Raw genomic sequence first — 17,034 nt, forward strand, 5'->3', positions numbered from 1 at the left:
TTTATTTTAATATTTGTGACATAGTGTAGAGGCTCATCAGCTTAGACTGATTGTTGGGTTCTTGATTTGGCGATAGTTCCCTTAGCGTTGCCAAATCAATACTGGCTAAAGCGGATGATACTTTAGCCTAAGTCGGTCTAGTTTACTGTCGTTCGCCATCTTTGATTTGAGCCTGAGTTATCATCCCAAATCGTGATATCCGAGTTGTCAACATTGGCGTTGGCATTAATCACTTTGTGATGATCTAGGCGAGAACGCAAGTAACCTCCATCTTGCTCCCATTGTTGAGCAGTGCCATTATTGCAATCAGTTACCACAATCGGCGTGTTATTTGCGGTGTTAGATCCTGCCAGCGCGACGCACTTATCCCTGTTAATTTTAGTGTGAATGCGGCCTTTTTTGGGGTCGTAGAGCCATTGTTGGTTATTTTCACCGTGGCAGGGCTCTAATTTTAGGTGATTCCCGTTGGTTACGTTGCTTGCAGGGATCCCTAAACATCGGCCTCCTTGATGTGAACGTAACGTTGACCAAAGGTATACTTCTCTTTCTGTGCGCAGTTCCCAAGCTTGACTATTACTGCCATCAAATGTCCATGAGCCAACGAAGTTGCCATTACCTGCTCCCCATACATCAACAACATAATTAGGGTCTTGTGTTGCCCTTAGCCAATAGCCATCATAAATCCAACGTTGAGCGTCGCTGTTGTTGCACTGGCTGATCCCAATATTGCCGTTGTTGTAAGCTTGATCTCGATTGTCTAAACACATGTTAGGGTTGACGCGATTTTTGAGCGTTTGGTTTGATTTATCATAAATCCACTGTTGATCATCTGATTGATGTTGACAGTCATATTGTTGAATAGCTTTCCCATCAGTGACTTGGTCATCATCGCCTGCAATATCGATACAATTACCGTTGCTCCAATTAACTATTCTGACGTAAAACTCCAGAGGATTATGGTGTTCATTGTTGTCATTGGTCTTTGCTCGCTCCCACATTTGTAAATAGGCTTCGGCTGAATTCATAATGGACTCATAAATACGCGTTGGAGCCTGTTCGCGGATATCTTGTAGGTGATCGGCAACCATACCGTAATGTGCCATACCATCATAGTTATAGTCATAGGTGCGGTTTCCTGACTGTTGCCGCTTAAATAGTAAACCAAACTCTGAGGTAAAAGGGTATTTAAGCGGATTATTTTGGGCATCTGCTCTAGGGCCAGGCTGTTCACCTAATCCGCTCATGTCCGTTGCGAAACCGACACCATGCACATAGTTTGTTTGTTCGACCTCATCAAGATATTGCGAGATAGTGCTGGCGATGTGGTCCGAGGTCCAGTTATAGGGTGTGACAAAGCCGCCTACGTGTACTGCACGCTTGAAATTACGATGCAGCTCTCCGTTTTTACCCGAATTCATCCAGCTATGAGATGAGATCACCCCGCTGTAGTGCCGCGCTTCGACAATATCCATTACCGAGTTGGCGGTTTTTTCACTCATATGGTCGAGCTCGATGAGCATTTTTTTATCTATCATACGATTGACCAGATACACACCGAGTTCCGATAAACCTTGTTGATTACAGTGCTCGAGCGTGGGTGGATATTGTGATCCTACCATTGTTTTCGCTGCTTCTCTGATAATAGGAAGATCATTGAGCAGAGGAAAGTCAGAATGTAGGTTAATACCGTGAGTGAAACCGTCACACTCTTTAGCGTCAAAAGCATAGCCTGTACTGAGTACTTGACCTATGTTGATCACACTGTCTTCAACACGAGAGCCACCGAATCGATTATCAAATTTATGGGTTGGATAAACAATTCGTACGCCTAAGTCATAGACTTCTTGTAGTTGTTGCTCGACATCAAAACGAGAACAACTATCTTTGAGTCCACAATTAAAGGTTTCTGATGCCTCAATGCCCATCAACACGGCCAATTGTCCATTAGCTATTACTTCACGAGCTTGTTCAGGAGAGGTGACGAGGCGAAAGAATCCTTGGCCTATACCGCCTGCTTGGGCATCAATATAATCTTGCATTTTAGATAGGCTTTCTACTTGCAGTCGAATACTGTCCATGGTGTTGCAGCTGTTGTGGTTGCCCCAAGCGGCGGGGTTGATTGTCGACTGTATGTGGCACAATACTTCGTTTTCCACAAGATGAGTGACGATCATTCTTTGCCCGCTAAGGTAGGCTCGTTCCATCCACTTATAATAATAACCCATATGGCTCATCTGTTTGTGATTCGGCCAGTGAGGAAAGTCTGGCCAACCACGAGTATCATAGCGATAAGTGATGTCGTTGTAGGCTAATACATTGCCTATGATGTCAAGTGCCCCTCTATAGCCATGTACTGTGCTGCTGTCGCTAAGAGCATGTTCGACACCAAAGCGGTGGAAAGGTTGACCATGCATAAAGCGGCCACCCATAAACTCATAAGAGGTAATATGAGTGTGAGGATCGATAAAGCCTCGTACACTCTGATCCACAGAGCCTTTAAGGGCGTCAATGTTGCCACTGACGTTGGTTGTTATTTCAGGAAAAGAGGAGCAATTATTTTGAGTGACTAATTTAAAAGTCGTTTCAGCTTCTTGTTGTTCTATGTTGGGGAGTTCGATGATTGATAATGCATCATTGTGATAATCATAGTGCAGTGTTTTATTTAATCCCGAGAGGTTAAACTGATAGAGAGTACTGTTAGTGTCTTGTGTGATAGCCCTTGTTTGCCATTCGGAAAAACGACTGACAGATTGACTCGCTATGATATTTGAAGACGTATGTGCAGTGAGATAATAGCTATCTTGATCTGTCATCAGATAATGGTTTAAATCCGTCGGTTTAAAGTAAAAACGACTGGCATTGTGTAGCTCAGTGCTGGAAAAACCATAACTTTGCTCGTCGCTAATTTGCTGGTCATCAGTGCCGCGTTTTATATATTTTCCTGTTTGTGGAGATTGGATTGAATAGCAGCCTTGGGCGAGTGCATGCACAGGATTATCGCTATTATTTTGCGTGGTACTTTCTATTGATGTTGCCCAAGGTGGAGTGCTTGTTGTGACTCCTACGGTAAGTATAATTAGTTGAACTAATGATTTAATTTGCATTATTCCATGTCCTATATTAATTATTATGTAAGTCGTGTATTTGAAGGTAAGTGGTTAACTTTACTTGTTAAATTTTTTACGTCTTGCGGTTTACTCTTGCTAACAGTACTTAACCCTTTTCCTTTGTACTTATATAGTAGGAAACTATTATTTGTATCTGCGTATAGTGTGAACAAATAAATGATGATTTTTTAATAATGGCACTATTAATTTCTTACTTAGCTAGAGTTCAGGTGACTTATTGTTTATTTTATTGTTTCAGATTTGGCCATAATAATGTCCCCCTCGAGAATACCGGTTTACCTTACTTGGGCTATGTACGTTGAGTTTGACAGCAACCTAGCGATTAAGCTAACTTGTGCGCTTTAGTATGCTGGTATGGAATCGATGACTGATAAGAAGGTAAATTAGTATGTATAAAATAGCGATCTCAGATCTCGATGGAACATTGCTGGGGGCAGATCATCAGATCTCAGCGAGCACTAAGGACAGTATTCAGCGTTGGGTGGATAAAGGGTATAAATTTGTTATCGCCACTGGTCGGCATTATATTGAGGCAAACAGTGTACAAGAACATCTTGATATCCCTATTTATCTCATTACTTCAAACGGTGCTCGAGTCCATAATCGTGAAGGTCAGATTATTCATCAGCAGGATCTAGACAGTGATATTGCCCAAGAAATTAGTGATACGAAATTTGATTATGCTGTGCAGGTAAATCTATATACCGATCAGACTTGGTATACAAGTCACCGCATAAAAGAGTTGGACGATATAGGATTAAACGGGGCCTTTGACTGCGTAGCAACAGAGTTAAGTGCACTTGATAAAAGCAATACGATCAAAATGTTTTTCTGGGCAGAGCAGGAATTGTTACAACCTATTTATGAGGAGTTAAACGCTCGTTACGGTGACCGTATTAACCTAACTTTCTCATTGGAAAATTGTTTAGAAGTGATGCAAGCGAATACCAATAAAGGTGAAGCTGTCAAAGTGGTATTAAAAGATAAAGGCTTACAATTGACAGAGGCAGTGGCCTTTGGAGACGGTATGAATGATGTTGAGATGCTCAGCGTGGTTGCTAAACCTGTGCTGATGGAAAACTCTCAACAAGCGTTACGTCAAGCATTACCTGATGCTGAGCTAACCCTGTCGTCAACAGAACACGGCGTAGCAGTCATGATGAATAAAATTTTATTAGCGCAAGAAAACAGTTGAGTGACAGTTGTTCATTTATGTCGGTTATCCTTGGGATCTAAGAATCAAACTACCTGAAGATTCAGGATGCCTGTCTCTTCAACGAATAGTTTGATTCTTTATCGCCTTTAAATTGATAGCTTGCTAGTGACTTTGTCAATCAGTATTAAAGATAGGATTATCGTTATTTGGTTCAATAGACTCTGTAAATAAGCAATTGGAGCGAATGAAAAGGGGTGGTTTGTGGAAAATTCATATTTTCTAAATCATGACTATCTAAACGAAATGAGCCATCTTTACTTATTGTACTAGTCTCACTGTTGATTAAACTTTACTGATACTCTCATTTTTTTTACGGCATTGAGTCATCTTATGGCTGCCGACTGATTGACATCACCTACCTGATAGAGACTAAAACGTAGAATTATAATAGGGGGAACATTTATTGTGTTTCCCCCTATAAGCACAGAATGAATTAAAAGTTTAATTCATTCTGCTCCAGATGATGACTCTACAGTGGCTGGTTTAACGCATTTGCCAATGCGGCGGTATTGGTTTTAAATAGTAAGTGAATGACCTGACTATTTAGGATAACCATATCTTCAACATTATTATTCAGTAATGCTTGCTTATCGATGGTCTCACTGTTTTTTACTTCAATACGTAAGCGATTGTCAGCTATCGATCGACAAGATGTAATCTCACCTAAAACAGATTTTATCGCGGTAGCTTGAGCATTAACGGCTGTGTTGACGACTACAGGGCTCTCAATTACCGGCGCTATTTTTGTTTGCACGAAACTCCCAGATCCAATCATTTCGTCTATTTCAGTTCGCGTCACTTCAGCTATGGTACCAACAATGGCTTGTATCGCGTTACCAGAAATAAGCACTCCACTGGCGCCTAGCTGTTTTAACCGAGCTTGGTCAACTTTACTGGTATCAACGACGTCAATACGTAAACGGGTGATGCATGAATCCACATTGGTTAAGTTTGCAGGGCCGCCAAAAGCTTCGATAAAATTGCGCGCTCTTTCAGTGCCAACGGCTGATTCGATTTCGAGATCGTCATCGGTACGTCCAGGTGTTTTTAAATTCAACGAGACGATTAATACTCTAAAGACAGTATAATAAACTGCAGCGTAAATTAAACCGAGTAGCGCCAACAAGCCTATTTTTTGTGAATGGCCAGAGAGTACTAAAAAGTCGATTAACCCGTGTGAAAATGATGTGCCATGAACGACGCCGAGCATATTAACCAATACATAAGCGAATCCAGCAAGTAATGCATGTACGACGTACAGTACAGGTGCCGCAAACAAGAAGGCAAATTCAATAGGCTCAGTGATACCAGTTAAAAAGGCGGTTAAGGCTGCAGACATCATAATCCCGCCAACCAAGGTACGGTTTTCAGGTTTTGCAGTATGCCAAATAGCAAGAGCGGCAGCAGGAAGACCAAACATTTTAAATAGATAACCACCAGCTAATTGACCGAATCCATTACCAGCAGCACGGCTGGCATCATCAGCTTGTAAATAGCAAGTCAATACACCCGTCGCTTCTTTGCCTAAACTGTCGACGCAATTACCAGCCTCGAAGAAGAAGGGGACATTCCACACATGGTGTAAACCGACTGGAATTAATAAACGTTCTACGACACCGTAGATACCAAACGCTAAGGTTGGATTTTGATAGGCTGCCCAGTTAGAGAATGTTGCCAATAAATGAGCAATGGGTGGCCATATAAATGACAAGATCACCCCTGCTACGATGGCAGCTAAGCCAGTGATTATTGGGACACTACGTTTGCCTGAGAAAAACCCTAGGTATGAAGGTAGCTGTATTTTATAAAAACGATTGAATGTCCAAGCTGCGATAGCACCTGCAATCATGCCACCAAATACACCGACATCAGTTCCTGGTTCTAATACATCAATGCTTTTTGTCATAATGGAATAACCGACCAGTGCTGCCATGGCAGCTACGCCATCATTTTTAGCAAAACCAAGTGCAATACCAATAGCGAATAACAAACCCATGTTACCAAATATGGCTTCGCCAGCTTGGACCATAAGCAAGTTAACGATATCTGGGAGTACACTGAAATTAGCCGCACCAACCCCTAATAAAATACCTGCAACCGGCAGTACTGATACCGGTAACATGACCGATTTTCCGACTTTCTGCAAGATTGAAAATGCATCGGTGAGGTGGGATTTTTTAGGGTTAATGTTATTTTTTGTTTTAGTTGTCATTATTGTTACCTTGTTCATTTTAGCTATTTACTGCTGAATTAATCAAAAAATTATGATTGCTTTGATATCGTCAGTAAGGTCACAGGATCTCGCATTAGCTCACGAACATCTTTAGCGTCAGCACAGACTAAAGCTTTCGCGGCTAATGCTTTACATGCGTGGTGATTTAATTGGCGTATTTGATGTTTGATTTCAGGGATGCTAGGAACGCTGACGGATAATTCATCAATGCCTAGACCAACCAAAATAGGCACAGCGTCTTTTTCACCGGCCAAACCACCACATATCCCCACCCACTTCCCTTTAGCGTGAGCCGCCTTAGTGGTGAGTTCAATTAACCGTAACACTGCTGGGTGTAATCCATCGGCAAGGGCTGCTAATTTTGGATGACCGCGATCGATAGCTAAGGTGTATTGAGTTAAATCATTGGTACCTATAGAAAAGAAATCAACGTGCTCAGCGAGTACGTCAGCGATGATGGCTGCAGATGGGACTTCAATCATGATCCCAATTTCAATATTACTCATGTCGATGGCTAATTTATCAGCTTCTTCGTTTAATACTTGTTTCGCTAGTTTTAATTCAAATAAGGATGCAACCATAGGGAACATGATACGCAAGCGTCCAGCGGCTGAGGCTTTAAGTAAAGCGCGGATCTGTTGACGTAATATGGCAGGTTTATCTAGGCCAACTCGAATGCCTCGCTCGCCGAGAAAGGGATTATCTTCTTTAGGCAAGGGTAAATAAGATAAGGGTTTATCACCGCCAACATCCAATGTCCGCACCACAAGAGGGCGTTCACCTAATGTGTTAAGAACTTGTCGGTAAGCTTGCTCTTGCTCAGCTTCTGTTGGTGAAATTGCTTGATCTTGATATAAAAACTCAGAGCGTAATAGACCGACAGCTTCGCCACCTAATTCAACCAATTGTTTGGCATCGGTGACATTGGCTATGTTACCGGCTACTTCAAACCGGGTGCCATCTAACGTCACAGCAGCTTCATCTTTATGTTCAAGTGCAATGGTGTGTTGCTCTTGGTTAGCTTCTTTAATGGCTTGCAGTTGCAACATTTCCTCTTGAGTAGGATTAAGCAGTAAATAGCCTTTGGCAGTATCCAGTAGGACTTCTGTATTGTGTAATGTTAATACTTTTGGATCGACAGCTGCCATCGCAGCAATCCCCATTGCACGAGCCAAAATAGCACTGTGGCTTGTTGTTCCACCTAAAGAGGTACAGATCCCAAGTACGTGATCAGGGTTGAGCTTGGCAGTGTCTGAAGGTGTTAGTTCTTTGGCGACAATAATGGTATTTTCTGGTAGTTGTGCAGGAATGGTGTCTTGTGATAATCCGGCGAGTATACGGGAGACACGGTTGCCGACATCGTTTAAATCAATTGCTCTGCCAGCTAATAAATTATTATCCATAGAAGCCAATTTGTTTGCTTGTCTGCAAACACTTTTTTCCCAAGCGTAAGGCGCAGATTTTCCTTGTTTAAGTTCTGTTTGGCAGCGTTGATATAAGTCAGGATCATTGAGTAGTTCTTGATGAGCAATGAAAATATCGGCTTTATCTTCCATTCCCTTGCTGCGAAGTTCGTCGACTAATTCAACCAGAGTTGCGTCTGCAATTTTGATGGCATTATCGAGTTTGGTTTGTTCAACAAGAGGATCACTGGCAAAAGTATCAAATTTAGGCACTTGGGCTTCAATGACATAGAGTCTACCTTTCACTTGTCCTGGTGAGGCTTCAACACCGAGTAATCTGCGTGGATCTTGACTGTGTTGTAATAACAGTGAAGGTTCAGAAAAAGGATCGAAATCATTACTTGTATCTATGGCTGTGGCTTCTTCACCGAGTCCTGATTGTATGGCTTGAGTTAAGGCTTCAATAGCAGCGAGTTGATCTGTCCCTTTAGCTAGAATGACAATCTTATCCCCACAACGAATGTCTAATCCCATTATGCCGACGACACTACGTGCGTTTGTTTGTTCTGCTGCTTTCTCTATCATCACATCACAAGAGAAGGGTTTAATGGCGGTAACAATAGCAGCCGCAGGTCGAGCATGAATACCAGTCGGATTGATAACAGTAATTGGGGCTGAAGTTAACATATTATCAGACTTTTCAACTGCTTGAGTTTGATTTTCAGATGATAGTACAACGTCAAATAACACATCACCTGCACGGATGTTTTTCTGTGTTGTCGGGATTAAGCTGCTAATTTGCTGCATGTCAGTAAGTAGGACGACGGTACGTAAACTCGTCGCTTGCTCACCGACTTTATCTAAATCGAGTTTAATTAACGGTGTTTGGGCGGCAACAATGTCACCTTCTTTCACTAAAGCCTCAAATCCTTCTCCTTTGAGCTTTACTGTGTCGACACCTATGTGTAATAAGATTTCAATCCCTGCGGCTGTTTTTAAGGTTATTGCATGTTTCGAAGGATGTATTTGAGTGATTTGAGCTTCACAAGGGGCATGTAAAATGTTGTCTGTAGGGTCAACGGCAAAACCATCACCAACCATTTTTTGAGCAAATGCAGCATCAGGTATGTCACTCAGCGGACAACTTAGCCCGGTAAAAGGTGACAGTAATTGCAGTCTTGTTGAAATTGGATTATTCATTGCTACTCCGGGTACAGTGCTTTAAAGACATGATTTCCATTAACATTTTACTCCGTTTTTAAAGCTATGTTATTATTTTTTTAACGATTTCACACATATTATGCGTATACCGCTCGTGAGTATTATCCCTTGATAAGTAAGGGATATATTGTATTCCCAGTTCTTAGCTGAGTATTTGAACCAATAAATGTCGTATTATTGTGGGCTTAATAAGCTAACAATATACCATCATGGTGACTTGTTCTGATTGCCACATTCTCTGATGAAGAAAAATTACACTCAAACGCCATGAATGACTGTGACTTTTAGCACATTTTTAGTCGTAAATGTAATTTTATAACGATATTAACAGTAATACTTGATGAGTAAATCATTATTTAAGATAAATTAAGTTCAACGATGATCGTGTCTAGTGTTTTGATACGCGCTCATTTCGATGTTGTTATCTATATAGAATAGATAGCAGGATGCTACAGATGATGGGATTTAGTAAAATGGGGCTACAGGTCGATTGCCTCTTACGTATATAGCGTAATGATTGATATTTTTGTGATGGATAACGCACTACAGGTGGATATTAAATTAAGGTAGGGCACTCGAATAGATTAGCGGTGCAATTTATCTTGATGAGTGAAATAATACCAGTAGATTTTTTTGGGAGTGAATCGTGTGAATAGAGTTGTTTTTTTAGACAGAGATGGCGTTATCAATATTGATCATGGATATGTCCATATGATTGATGATTTTGAATACGTTGAAGGTGTATTCGATGCATGCCGTTCATTAAAAGAGATGGGGTTTACACTGGTTGTTGTGACAAATCAGTCAGGAATTGCAAGAGGAATGTACACAGAAGAACAATTTCATACCCTAACAGAATGGATGGATTGGAATTTTATTGATCAAGGTGTTGAACTTGATGGTATCTACTTTTGTCCTCATCATGCAACAAAGGGAGTTGGAGAGTATAAGCAGGATTGTGATTGCCGTAAGCCCAAACCTGGCATGATGATATCGGCTGCTGAGTTTCTACAGTTAGATTTGAGTCAATCTGTGATGGTCGGTGATAAGCGTGATGATATGTTGGCGGCCAAAGCAGCGGGGATCCCTATTCGAATTTTAGTGCGTAGCGGGAAGCAAGTGACGGATGAAGCGATTATTGAAGCCACTATTGTTCTCGATTCGATAGCCAATGTACCAGAATATTTAGCAAGTCTATGATGATCACAGTAGATATTTCAGATCTATCGCCAACAACAAGGTTAAATGACGCGATATGCTTGGGTTAATGGCGGTGAACTGCACTCATTTGTATGATAAGTAGTCACTTGGTGTTGAGTGTCGAAAATAGAGGTTGACGCAAGCAAAAGAATACGTAAAATACGCCTCCTCAAGCCAGTGACCTAGCGTCTAACGGCAGTATCTGAAAAATTGATACTAACGCTCTTTAACAATTTATCAAGTAATCTGTGTGGACACTCACAGGTATTGAGTTATTCGAAACTGCCTCTTTTTTCTAGTAAAAAGTGAGGCAGTCAAAAAATTTCTCAATGAATGAGTGTTCATAGATTCGAACCTAGTTTGAATCAATATGTACAATCGTTGTTAATACTCTTATGAGTGTTGTCAATGACATCAGAATTCATTGAGCCGCTGAGTCCTTAACGGGGTTTAGCAAAAAACTTTAATTGAAGAGTTTGATCATGGCTCAGATTGAACGCTGGCGGCAGGCCTAACACATGCAAGTCGAGCGGAAACGAAGATAGCTTGCTATCAGGCGTCGAGCGGCGGACGGGTGAGTAATGCCTAGATATCTGCCTAGTCGTGGGGGATAACAGTTGGAAACGACTGCTAATACCGCATACGCCCTACGGGGGAAAGGAGGGGACCTTCGGGCCTTCCGCGATTAGATGAGTCTAGGTGGGATTAGCTAGTAGGTGAGGTAATGGCTCACCTAGGCGACGATCCCTAGCTGGTCTGAGAGGATGATCAGCCACACTGGGACTGAGACACGGCCCAGACTCCTACGGGAGGCAGCAGTGGGGAATATTGCACAATGGGCGAAAGCCTGATGCAGCCATGCCGCGTGTGTGAAGAAGGCCTTCGGGTTGTAAAGCACTTTCAGCGAGGAGGAAAGGTTGGTCGTTAATAGCGGCTAGCTGTGACGTTACTCGCAGAAGAAGCACCGGCTAACTTCGTGCCAGCAGCCGCGGTAATACGAGGGGTGCAAGCGTTAATCGGAATTACTGGGCGTAAAGCGTACGCAGGCGGTTTTTTAAGCCAGATGTGAAAGCCCCGGGCTCAACCTGGGAATTGCATTTGGAACTGGGGAACTAGAGTCTTGTAGAGGGGGGTAGAATTTCAGGTGTAGCGGTGAAATGCGTAGAGATCTGAAGGAATACCGGTGGCGAAGGCGGCCCCCTGGACAAAGACTGACGCTCATGTACGAAAGCGTGGGGAGCAAACAGGATTAGATACCCTGGTAGTCCACGCCGTAAACGATGTCTACTCGGAATTTGGTAACTTATGTTACTGGGTTCCCAAGCTAACGCATTAAGTAGACCGCCTGGGGAGTACGGCCGCAAGGTTAAAACTCAAATGAATTGACGGGGGCCCGCACAAGCGGTGGAGCATGTGGTTTAATTCGATGCAACGCGAAGAACCTTACCTACTCTTGACATCCTCAGAACTTACCAGAGATGGTTTTGTGCCTTCGGGAACTGAGAGACAGGTGCTGCATGGCTGTCGTCAGCTCGTGTTGTGAAATGTTGGGTTAAGTCCCGCAACGAGCGCAACCCTTATCCTTATTTGCCAGCACGTAATGGTGGGAACTTTAGGGAGACTGCCGGTGATAAACCGGAGGAAGGTGGGGACGACGTCAAGTCATCATGGCCCTTACGAGTAGGGCTACACACGTGCTACAATGGTCGGTACAGAGGGTTGCAAAGCCGCGAGGTGGAGCTAATCTCACAAAGCCGGTCGTAGTCCGGATTGGAGTCTGCAACTCGACTCCATGAAGTCGGAATCGCTAGTAATCGTGGATCAGAATGCCACGGTGAATACGTTCCCGGGCCTTGTACACACCGCCCGTCACACCATGGGAGTGGGCTGCACCAGAAGTAGATAGCTTAACCTTTCGGGGAGGGCGTTTACCACGGTGTGGTTCATGACTGGGGTGAAGTCGTAACAAGGTAGCCCTAGGGGAACCTGGGGCTGGATCACCTCCTTACCTATACGACTAACTCAATATTTGCTGAGTGTTCACACAGATTACTTGATAGAAGAAAGAGAAATATATCGAAAAGTATTTTTGAGGATTTTAATTCTTAATCAAGGCACTTGATGAGTCTCGCAGGGAGTGTGCTTTAGTACATGACTGAGAAATGAAGAAAGTAACGATGAGTAAGTGTTAAAAGACCAAAAAGAATGGGTCTGTAGCTCAGCTGGTTAGAGCGCACCCCTGATAAGGGTGAGGTCGGTGGTTCAAGTCCACTCTGACCCACCAATTCTTTTCTACTCTGCGTTAGTTTAATACTCGTTTAGACTCATTTTTATGAGAGTTAAACGTCACATTAAACTGCATTGATTAGAATGCGAATTGGCTTCGCCATTTAACTAGTGATAGCTAATTGGTTACTTGATTATTTCTCAACTGCATGTAAATGGGGCTATAGCTCAGCTGGGAGAGCGCCTGCCTTGCACGCAGGAGGTCTGCGGTTCGATCCCGCATAGCTCCACCATTTAATTATATTTTAATACAATATATACATGCATTGGATAGAGATGCCAAAGATAAACTAATACTTTATCTTTGGCTTTTTTAAGCCCGCTCTTTAAAAATTTGGAAAGCTGATAGTGTTAATGTGAAAGGGACGGTGAATGGCTTAGGTTGTTTGTTGTTAATAGCATTAATGCGAAAATAAATAATTGAGTTCTCAAACACTTAAATCAAGTGCGGAATGATTTACCTTAGGGTGATGAGTTCAAGAGTATTCTTTTGGCGAAAGTAAACACCATTAGTTGCGATACATCTCGTTCAAACTACCCGTTTGAACAATAGATAATATTAGCGCAGCGAGTTTGGTCTTAGGCAATGCGCGAAAGTGAGCGAGAAAGGCATGTAGCTGCGCTACATAACTGACAAGCGAACTTAAGTAACGCCGCATAAGGGCAAAGTAGCAAGCGAATAAAAACCTATGTGGGTTGTATGGTTAAGTGACTAAGCGTATACGGTGGATGCCTTGGCAGTCAGAGGCGATGAAGGACGTAGTAACTTGCGAAAAGCGTTGGCGAGCTAGTAACAAGCATTTGAGCTAACGATATCCGAATGGGGAAACCCACATGCATAAGCATGTATCACGACATGAATACATAGTGTCGTGAGGCGAACCCGGGGAACTGAAACATCTAAGTACCCGGAGGAAAAGAAATCAACCGAGATCCCCCTAGTAGCGGCGAGCGAACGGGGGTTAGCCCTTAAGTCTATGGGGTGTTAGTGGAATGTGTTGGAAAGCACAGCGGCACAGGGTGATAGCCCCGTACATGAAAACTAACCATAGATGAAAACGAGTAGGACGGGACACGTGACATCTTGTCTGAACATGGGGGGACCATCCTCCAAGGCTAAATACTCCTGACTGACCGATAGTGAACCAGTACCGTGAGGGAAAGGCGAAAAGAACCCCTGTGAGGGGAGTGAAATAGAACCTGAAACCGTATACGTACAAGCAGTGGGAGCGGTTCTTGAGACCGTGACTGCGTACCTTTTGTATAATGGGTCAGCGACTTACATTTTGTAGCGAGGTTAAGCGAATAGCGGAGCCGTAGGGAAACCGAGTGTTAACTGCGCGTTTAGTTGCAAGGTGTAGACCCGAAACCCGGTGATCTATCCATGGGCAGGTTGAAGATTGAGTAACATCAATTGGAGGACCGAACCGACTTATGTTGAAAATGAGCGGATGACTTGTGGATGGGGGTGAAAGGCCAATCAAACCGGGAGATATCTGGTTCTCCTCGAAAGCTATTTAGGTAGCGCCTCGAGCGAATACCATTGGGGGTAGAGCACTGTTAAGGCTAGGGGGTCATCCCGACTTACCAACCCTTTGCAAACTCCGAATACCAATGAGTACTACTCGGGAGACACACGGCGGGTGCTAACGTCCGTCGTGAAAAGGGAAACAACCCAGACCGTCAGCTAAGGTCCCAAAGTTATTGCTAAGTGGGAAACGATGTGGGAAGGCTTAGACAGCTAGGATGTTGGCTTAGAAGCAGCCATCATTTAAAGAAAGCGTAATAGCTCACTAGTCGAGTCGGCCTGCGCGGAAGATTTAACGGGGCTAAGCAATACACCGAAGCTACGGGTGTGCATCTTTGATGTACGCGGTAGAGGAGCGTTCTGTAAGCCGTAGAAGGTGAAGGGGTAACCCACGCTGGAGGTATCAGAAGTGCGAATGCTGACATGAGTAACGATAAAGGGAGTGAAAAACTCCCTCGCCGAAAGACCAAGGGTTCCTGTCCAATGTTAATCAGGGCAGGGTGAGTCGACCCCTAAGGCGAGGCCGAAAGGCGTAGTCGATGGGAAACGGGTTAATATTCCCGTACTTCTGCTAACTGCGATGGAGAGACGGAGAAGGCTAGGCTAGCGCGGCGTTGGTTGTCCGCGTTTAAGGTAGTAGGCAGTATTCTTAGGCAAATCCGGGAATACGCATTAAATTGCGATGCTGAGAGCTGATGACGAGTCACTAAGGTGATGAAGTAGTTGATGCCATGCTTCCAGGAAAATCTTCTAAGCTTCAGGTTAGTAGGAATCGTACCCCAAACCGACACAGGTGGTTGGGTAGAGAATACCAAGGCGCTTGAGAGAACTCGGCTGAAGGAACTAGGCAAAATGGTACCGTAACTTCGGGAGAAGGTACGCTCCTGTTGGTGATAAGACTTGCTCTTTAAGCTGACGGGAGTCGCAGATACCAGGTGGCTGCAACTGTTTATCAAAAACACAGTACTGTGCAAACTCGCAAGAGGAAGTATACGGTATGACGCCTGCCCGGTGCCGGAAGGTTAATTGATTGGGTTATCTTCGGAGAAGCTCATGATCGAAGCCCCGGTAAACGGCGGCCGTAACTATAACGGTCCTAAGGTAGCGAAATTCCTTGTCGGGTAAGTTCCGACCTGCACGAATGGCGTAATGATGGCCACGCTGTCTCCAGCCGAGACTCAGTGAAGTTGAAATTGCGGTGAAGATGCCGTATACCCGCGGCTAGACGGAAAGACCCCGTGCACCTTTACTATAGCTTGGCACTGAACATTGAACCTACATGTGTAGGATAGGTGGGAGACTATGAAGATGGGACGCTAGTTCTGTTGGAGTCAACCTTGAAATACCACCCTTGTAGTTTTGATGTTCTAACTCTGGCCCCTGAATCGGGGTTGAGGACAGTGTCTGGTGGGTAGTTTGACTGGGGCGGTCTCCTCCCAAAGAGTAACGGAGGAGCACGAAGGTTGGCTAAGTACGGTCGGACATCGTACGGTTAGTGCAATGGCATAAGCCAGCTTAACTGCGAGACATACACGTCGAGCAGGTACGAAAGTAGGTCATAGTGATCCGGTGGTTCTGAATGGAAGGGCCATCGCTCAACGGATAAAAGGTACGCCGGGGATAACAGGCTGATACCGCCCAAGAGTTCATATCGACGGCGGTGTTTGGCACCTCGATGTCGGCTCATCACATCCTGGGGCTGAAGTCGGTCCCAAGGGTATGGCTGTTCGCCATTTAAAGTGGTACGCGAGCTGGGTTCAGAACGTCGTGAGACAGTTCGGTCCCTATCTGCCGTGGGCGTTGGATGATTGAAGGAAGCTGCTCCTAGTACGAGAGGACCGGAGTGGACGAACCGCTGGTGTTCGGGTTGTTATGCCAATAGCATTGCCCGGTAGCTACGTTCGGAATCGATAACCGCTGAAAGCATCTAAGCGGGAAGCGAGTCCTAAGATGAGTCATCCCTAGGGATTTAATCCCTTTAAAGAGCCGTTCGAGACTAGGACGTTGATAGGCAGGGTGTGTAAGCGTTGTGAGGCGTTGAGCTAACCTGTACTAATGACTCGTAAGGCTTAACCATACAACCCAGATGGGTTTTACTTCTAAGAAGTTTGTGGTTAATGAGTGATTACAGAGCGAAAAAGAATACCAATTTGATTTAAGTTACACTCAATTATATTTATTTAACAGCTTTTCGAATTTAGTTATTTGGTTAATTACGCAGGAAATTGTTTGGCTGACAAAGCCGTAACGAGCGAAGCGCGGCGTGTACTTTAGTACACAAGCACTGGAGCGAGGAAACAATGCCGTGAGACGAATAATTAACCAGTAAGAATTTGTCTGGAAACCATAGCATTGTGGCACCACCTGATCCCATCCCGAACTCAGAAGTGAAATGCAATCGCGCCGATGGTAGTGTGGGGTCTCCCCATGTGAGAGTAGGTCATTTCCAGGCGCCTAATTCGTTTTTACTTTGACTCTTTGTTAGAAAAATAGTGAAGACAAAACGTCTCTTAAGAGAGTTGATAAAGCCCGTTGCTAATGCAACGGGCTTTTCGCATTTAAGGCAGTTAAGATTAAATGATTAGTAAATAAAGTCTCGATAAATAGGGAAATTATGAAGTGGTTAAGTAAAAAGAATAAATTTAGACTGGGATCTATTGCTGCTGTGATGTCTCTGTTGATCGTTTATTTTATTTTTAGTGCATTAAAGTTGGTACTTTATCTTAGTGCTATCGGTTTACTGGCCTATGTCGGCTATAAAATATTTAAAATAAGAAAACCAGTAAAAAAAATCGAAATATAAAAGACTTTCAAGTAAA

6 protein-coding genes, 2 tRNA genes and 3 rRNA genes are annotated in these 17,034 nt (G+C 43.7%); 8 read left to right on the top strand and 3 right to left on the bottom strand.

Annotated elements, in window-relative coordinates:
• Positions 1–137: 137 nt before the first annotated feature.
• A complete protein-coding gene (locus HQQ94_RS10585; protein WP_173294386.1) occupies positions 138–3,104 on the bottom strand; it encodes a ricin-type beta-trefoil lectin domain protein in 2,967 nt (988 codons plus the stop codon).
• A 412-nt stretch (positions 3,105–3,516) separates the two neighbouring features.
• Between HQQ94_RS10585 and HQQ94_RS10590 the strand changes: the two genes are divergently transcribed.
• Positions 3,517–4,323: a Cof-type HAD-IIB family hydrolase gene (locus HQQ94_RS10590; RefSeq protein ID WP_173294387.1), complete on the top strand. Its 807-nt coding sequence runs from the start codon at positions 3,517–3,519 to the stop codon at positions 4,321–4,323.
• Positions 4,324–4,813: 490 nt separating this feature from the next.
• Here HQQ94_RS10590 and ptsG read toward each other — a convergent pair whose 3' ends face one another.
• Positions 4,814–6,556, bottom strand: coding sequence for a PTS glucose transporter subunit IIBC (ptsG, locus tag HQQ94_RS10595; protein WP_173294388.1), 1,743 nt, complete (start codon positions 6,554–6,556; stop codon positions 4,814–4,816).
• 50 nt (positions 6,557–6,606) lie between these two features.
• Positions 6,607–9,180: a phosphoenolpyruvate--protein phosphotransferase gene (gene ptsP, locus HQQ94_RS10600; RefSeq protein ID WP_173294389.1), complete on the bottom strand. Its 2,574-nt coding sequence runs from the start codon at positions 9,178–9,180 to the stop codon at positions 6,607–6,609.
• Between the two features lie 669 nt (positions 9,181–9,849).
• Here ptsP and gmhB point away from each other — a divergent pair.
• From gmhB to HQQ94_RS10635, 7 genes are all read left to right on the top strand, one after another.
• Positions 9,850–10,401: a D-glycero-beta-D-manno-heptose 1,7-bisphosphate 7-phosphatase gene (gmhB, locus tag HQQ94_RS10605; protein ID WP_173294390.1), complete on the top strand. Its 552-nt coding sequence runs from the start codon at positions 9,850–9,852 to the stop codon at positions 10,399–10,401.
• Positions 10,402–10,865: 464 nt separating this feature from the next.
• A 16S ribosomal RNA gene (locus tag HQQ94_RS10610) occupies positions 10,866–12,409 on the top strand.
• A 199-nt stretch (positions 12,410–12,608) separates the two neighbouring features.
• Positions 12,609–12,685, top strand: a tRNA-Ile gene (locus tag HQQ94_RS10615).
• Positions 12,686–12,844: 159 nt separating this feature from the next.
• Positions 12,845–12,920 (top strand) — tRNA-Ala (locus tag HQQ94_RS10620).
• Between the two features lie 469 nt (positions 12,921–13,389).
• Positions 13,390–16,292, top strand: a 23S ribosomal RNA gene (locus tag HQQ94_RS10625).
• 259 nt (positions 16,293–16,551) lie between these two features.
• Positions 16,552–16,667, top strand: a 5S ribosomal RNA gene (gene rrf, locus HQQ94_RS10630).
• The 16S, 23S and 5S rRNA genes sit together here with 2 tRNA genes alongside, the layout of an rRNA operon.
• A gap of 162 nt (positions 16,668–16,829) precedes the next feature.
• The gene (locus HQQ94_RS10635; protein ID WP_173294391.1) at positions 16,830–17,018 is read left to right on the top strand and encodes a hypothetical protein; all 189 of its coding nucleotides are present in this window, start codon (positions 16,830–16,832) and stop codon (positions 17,016–17,018) included.
• Positions 17,019–17,034: the final 16 nt, after the last annotated feature.

This window comes from Shewanella sp. VB17, assembly GCF_013248905.1.
Taxonomy (GTDB): Bacteria; Pseudomonadota; Gammaproteobacteria; order Enterobacterales; family Shewanellaceae; genus Shewanella.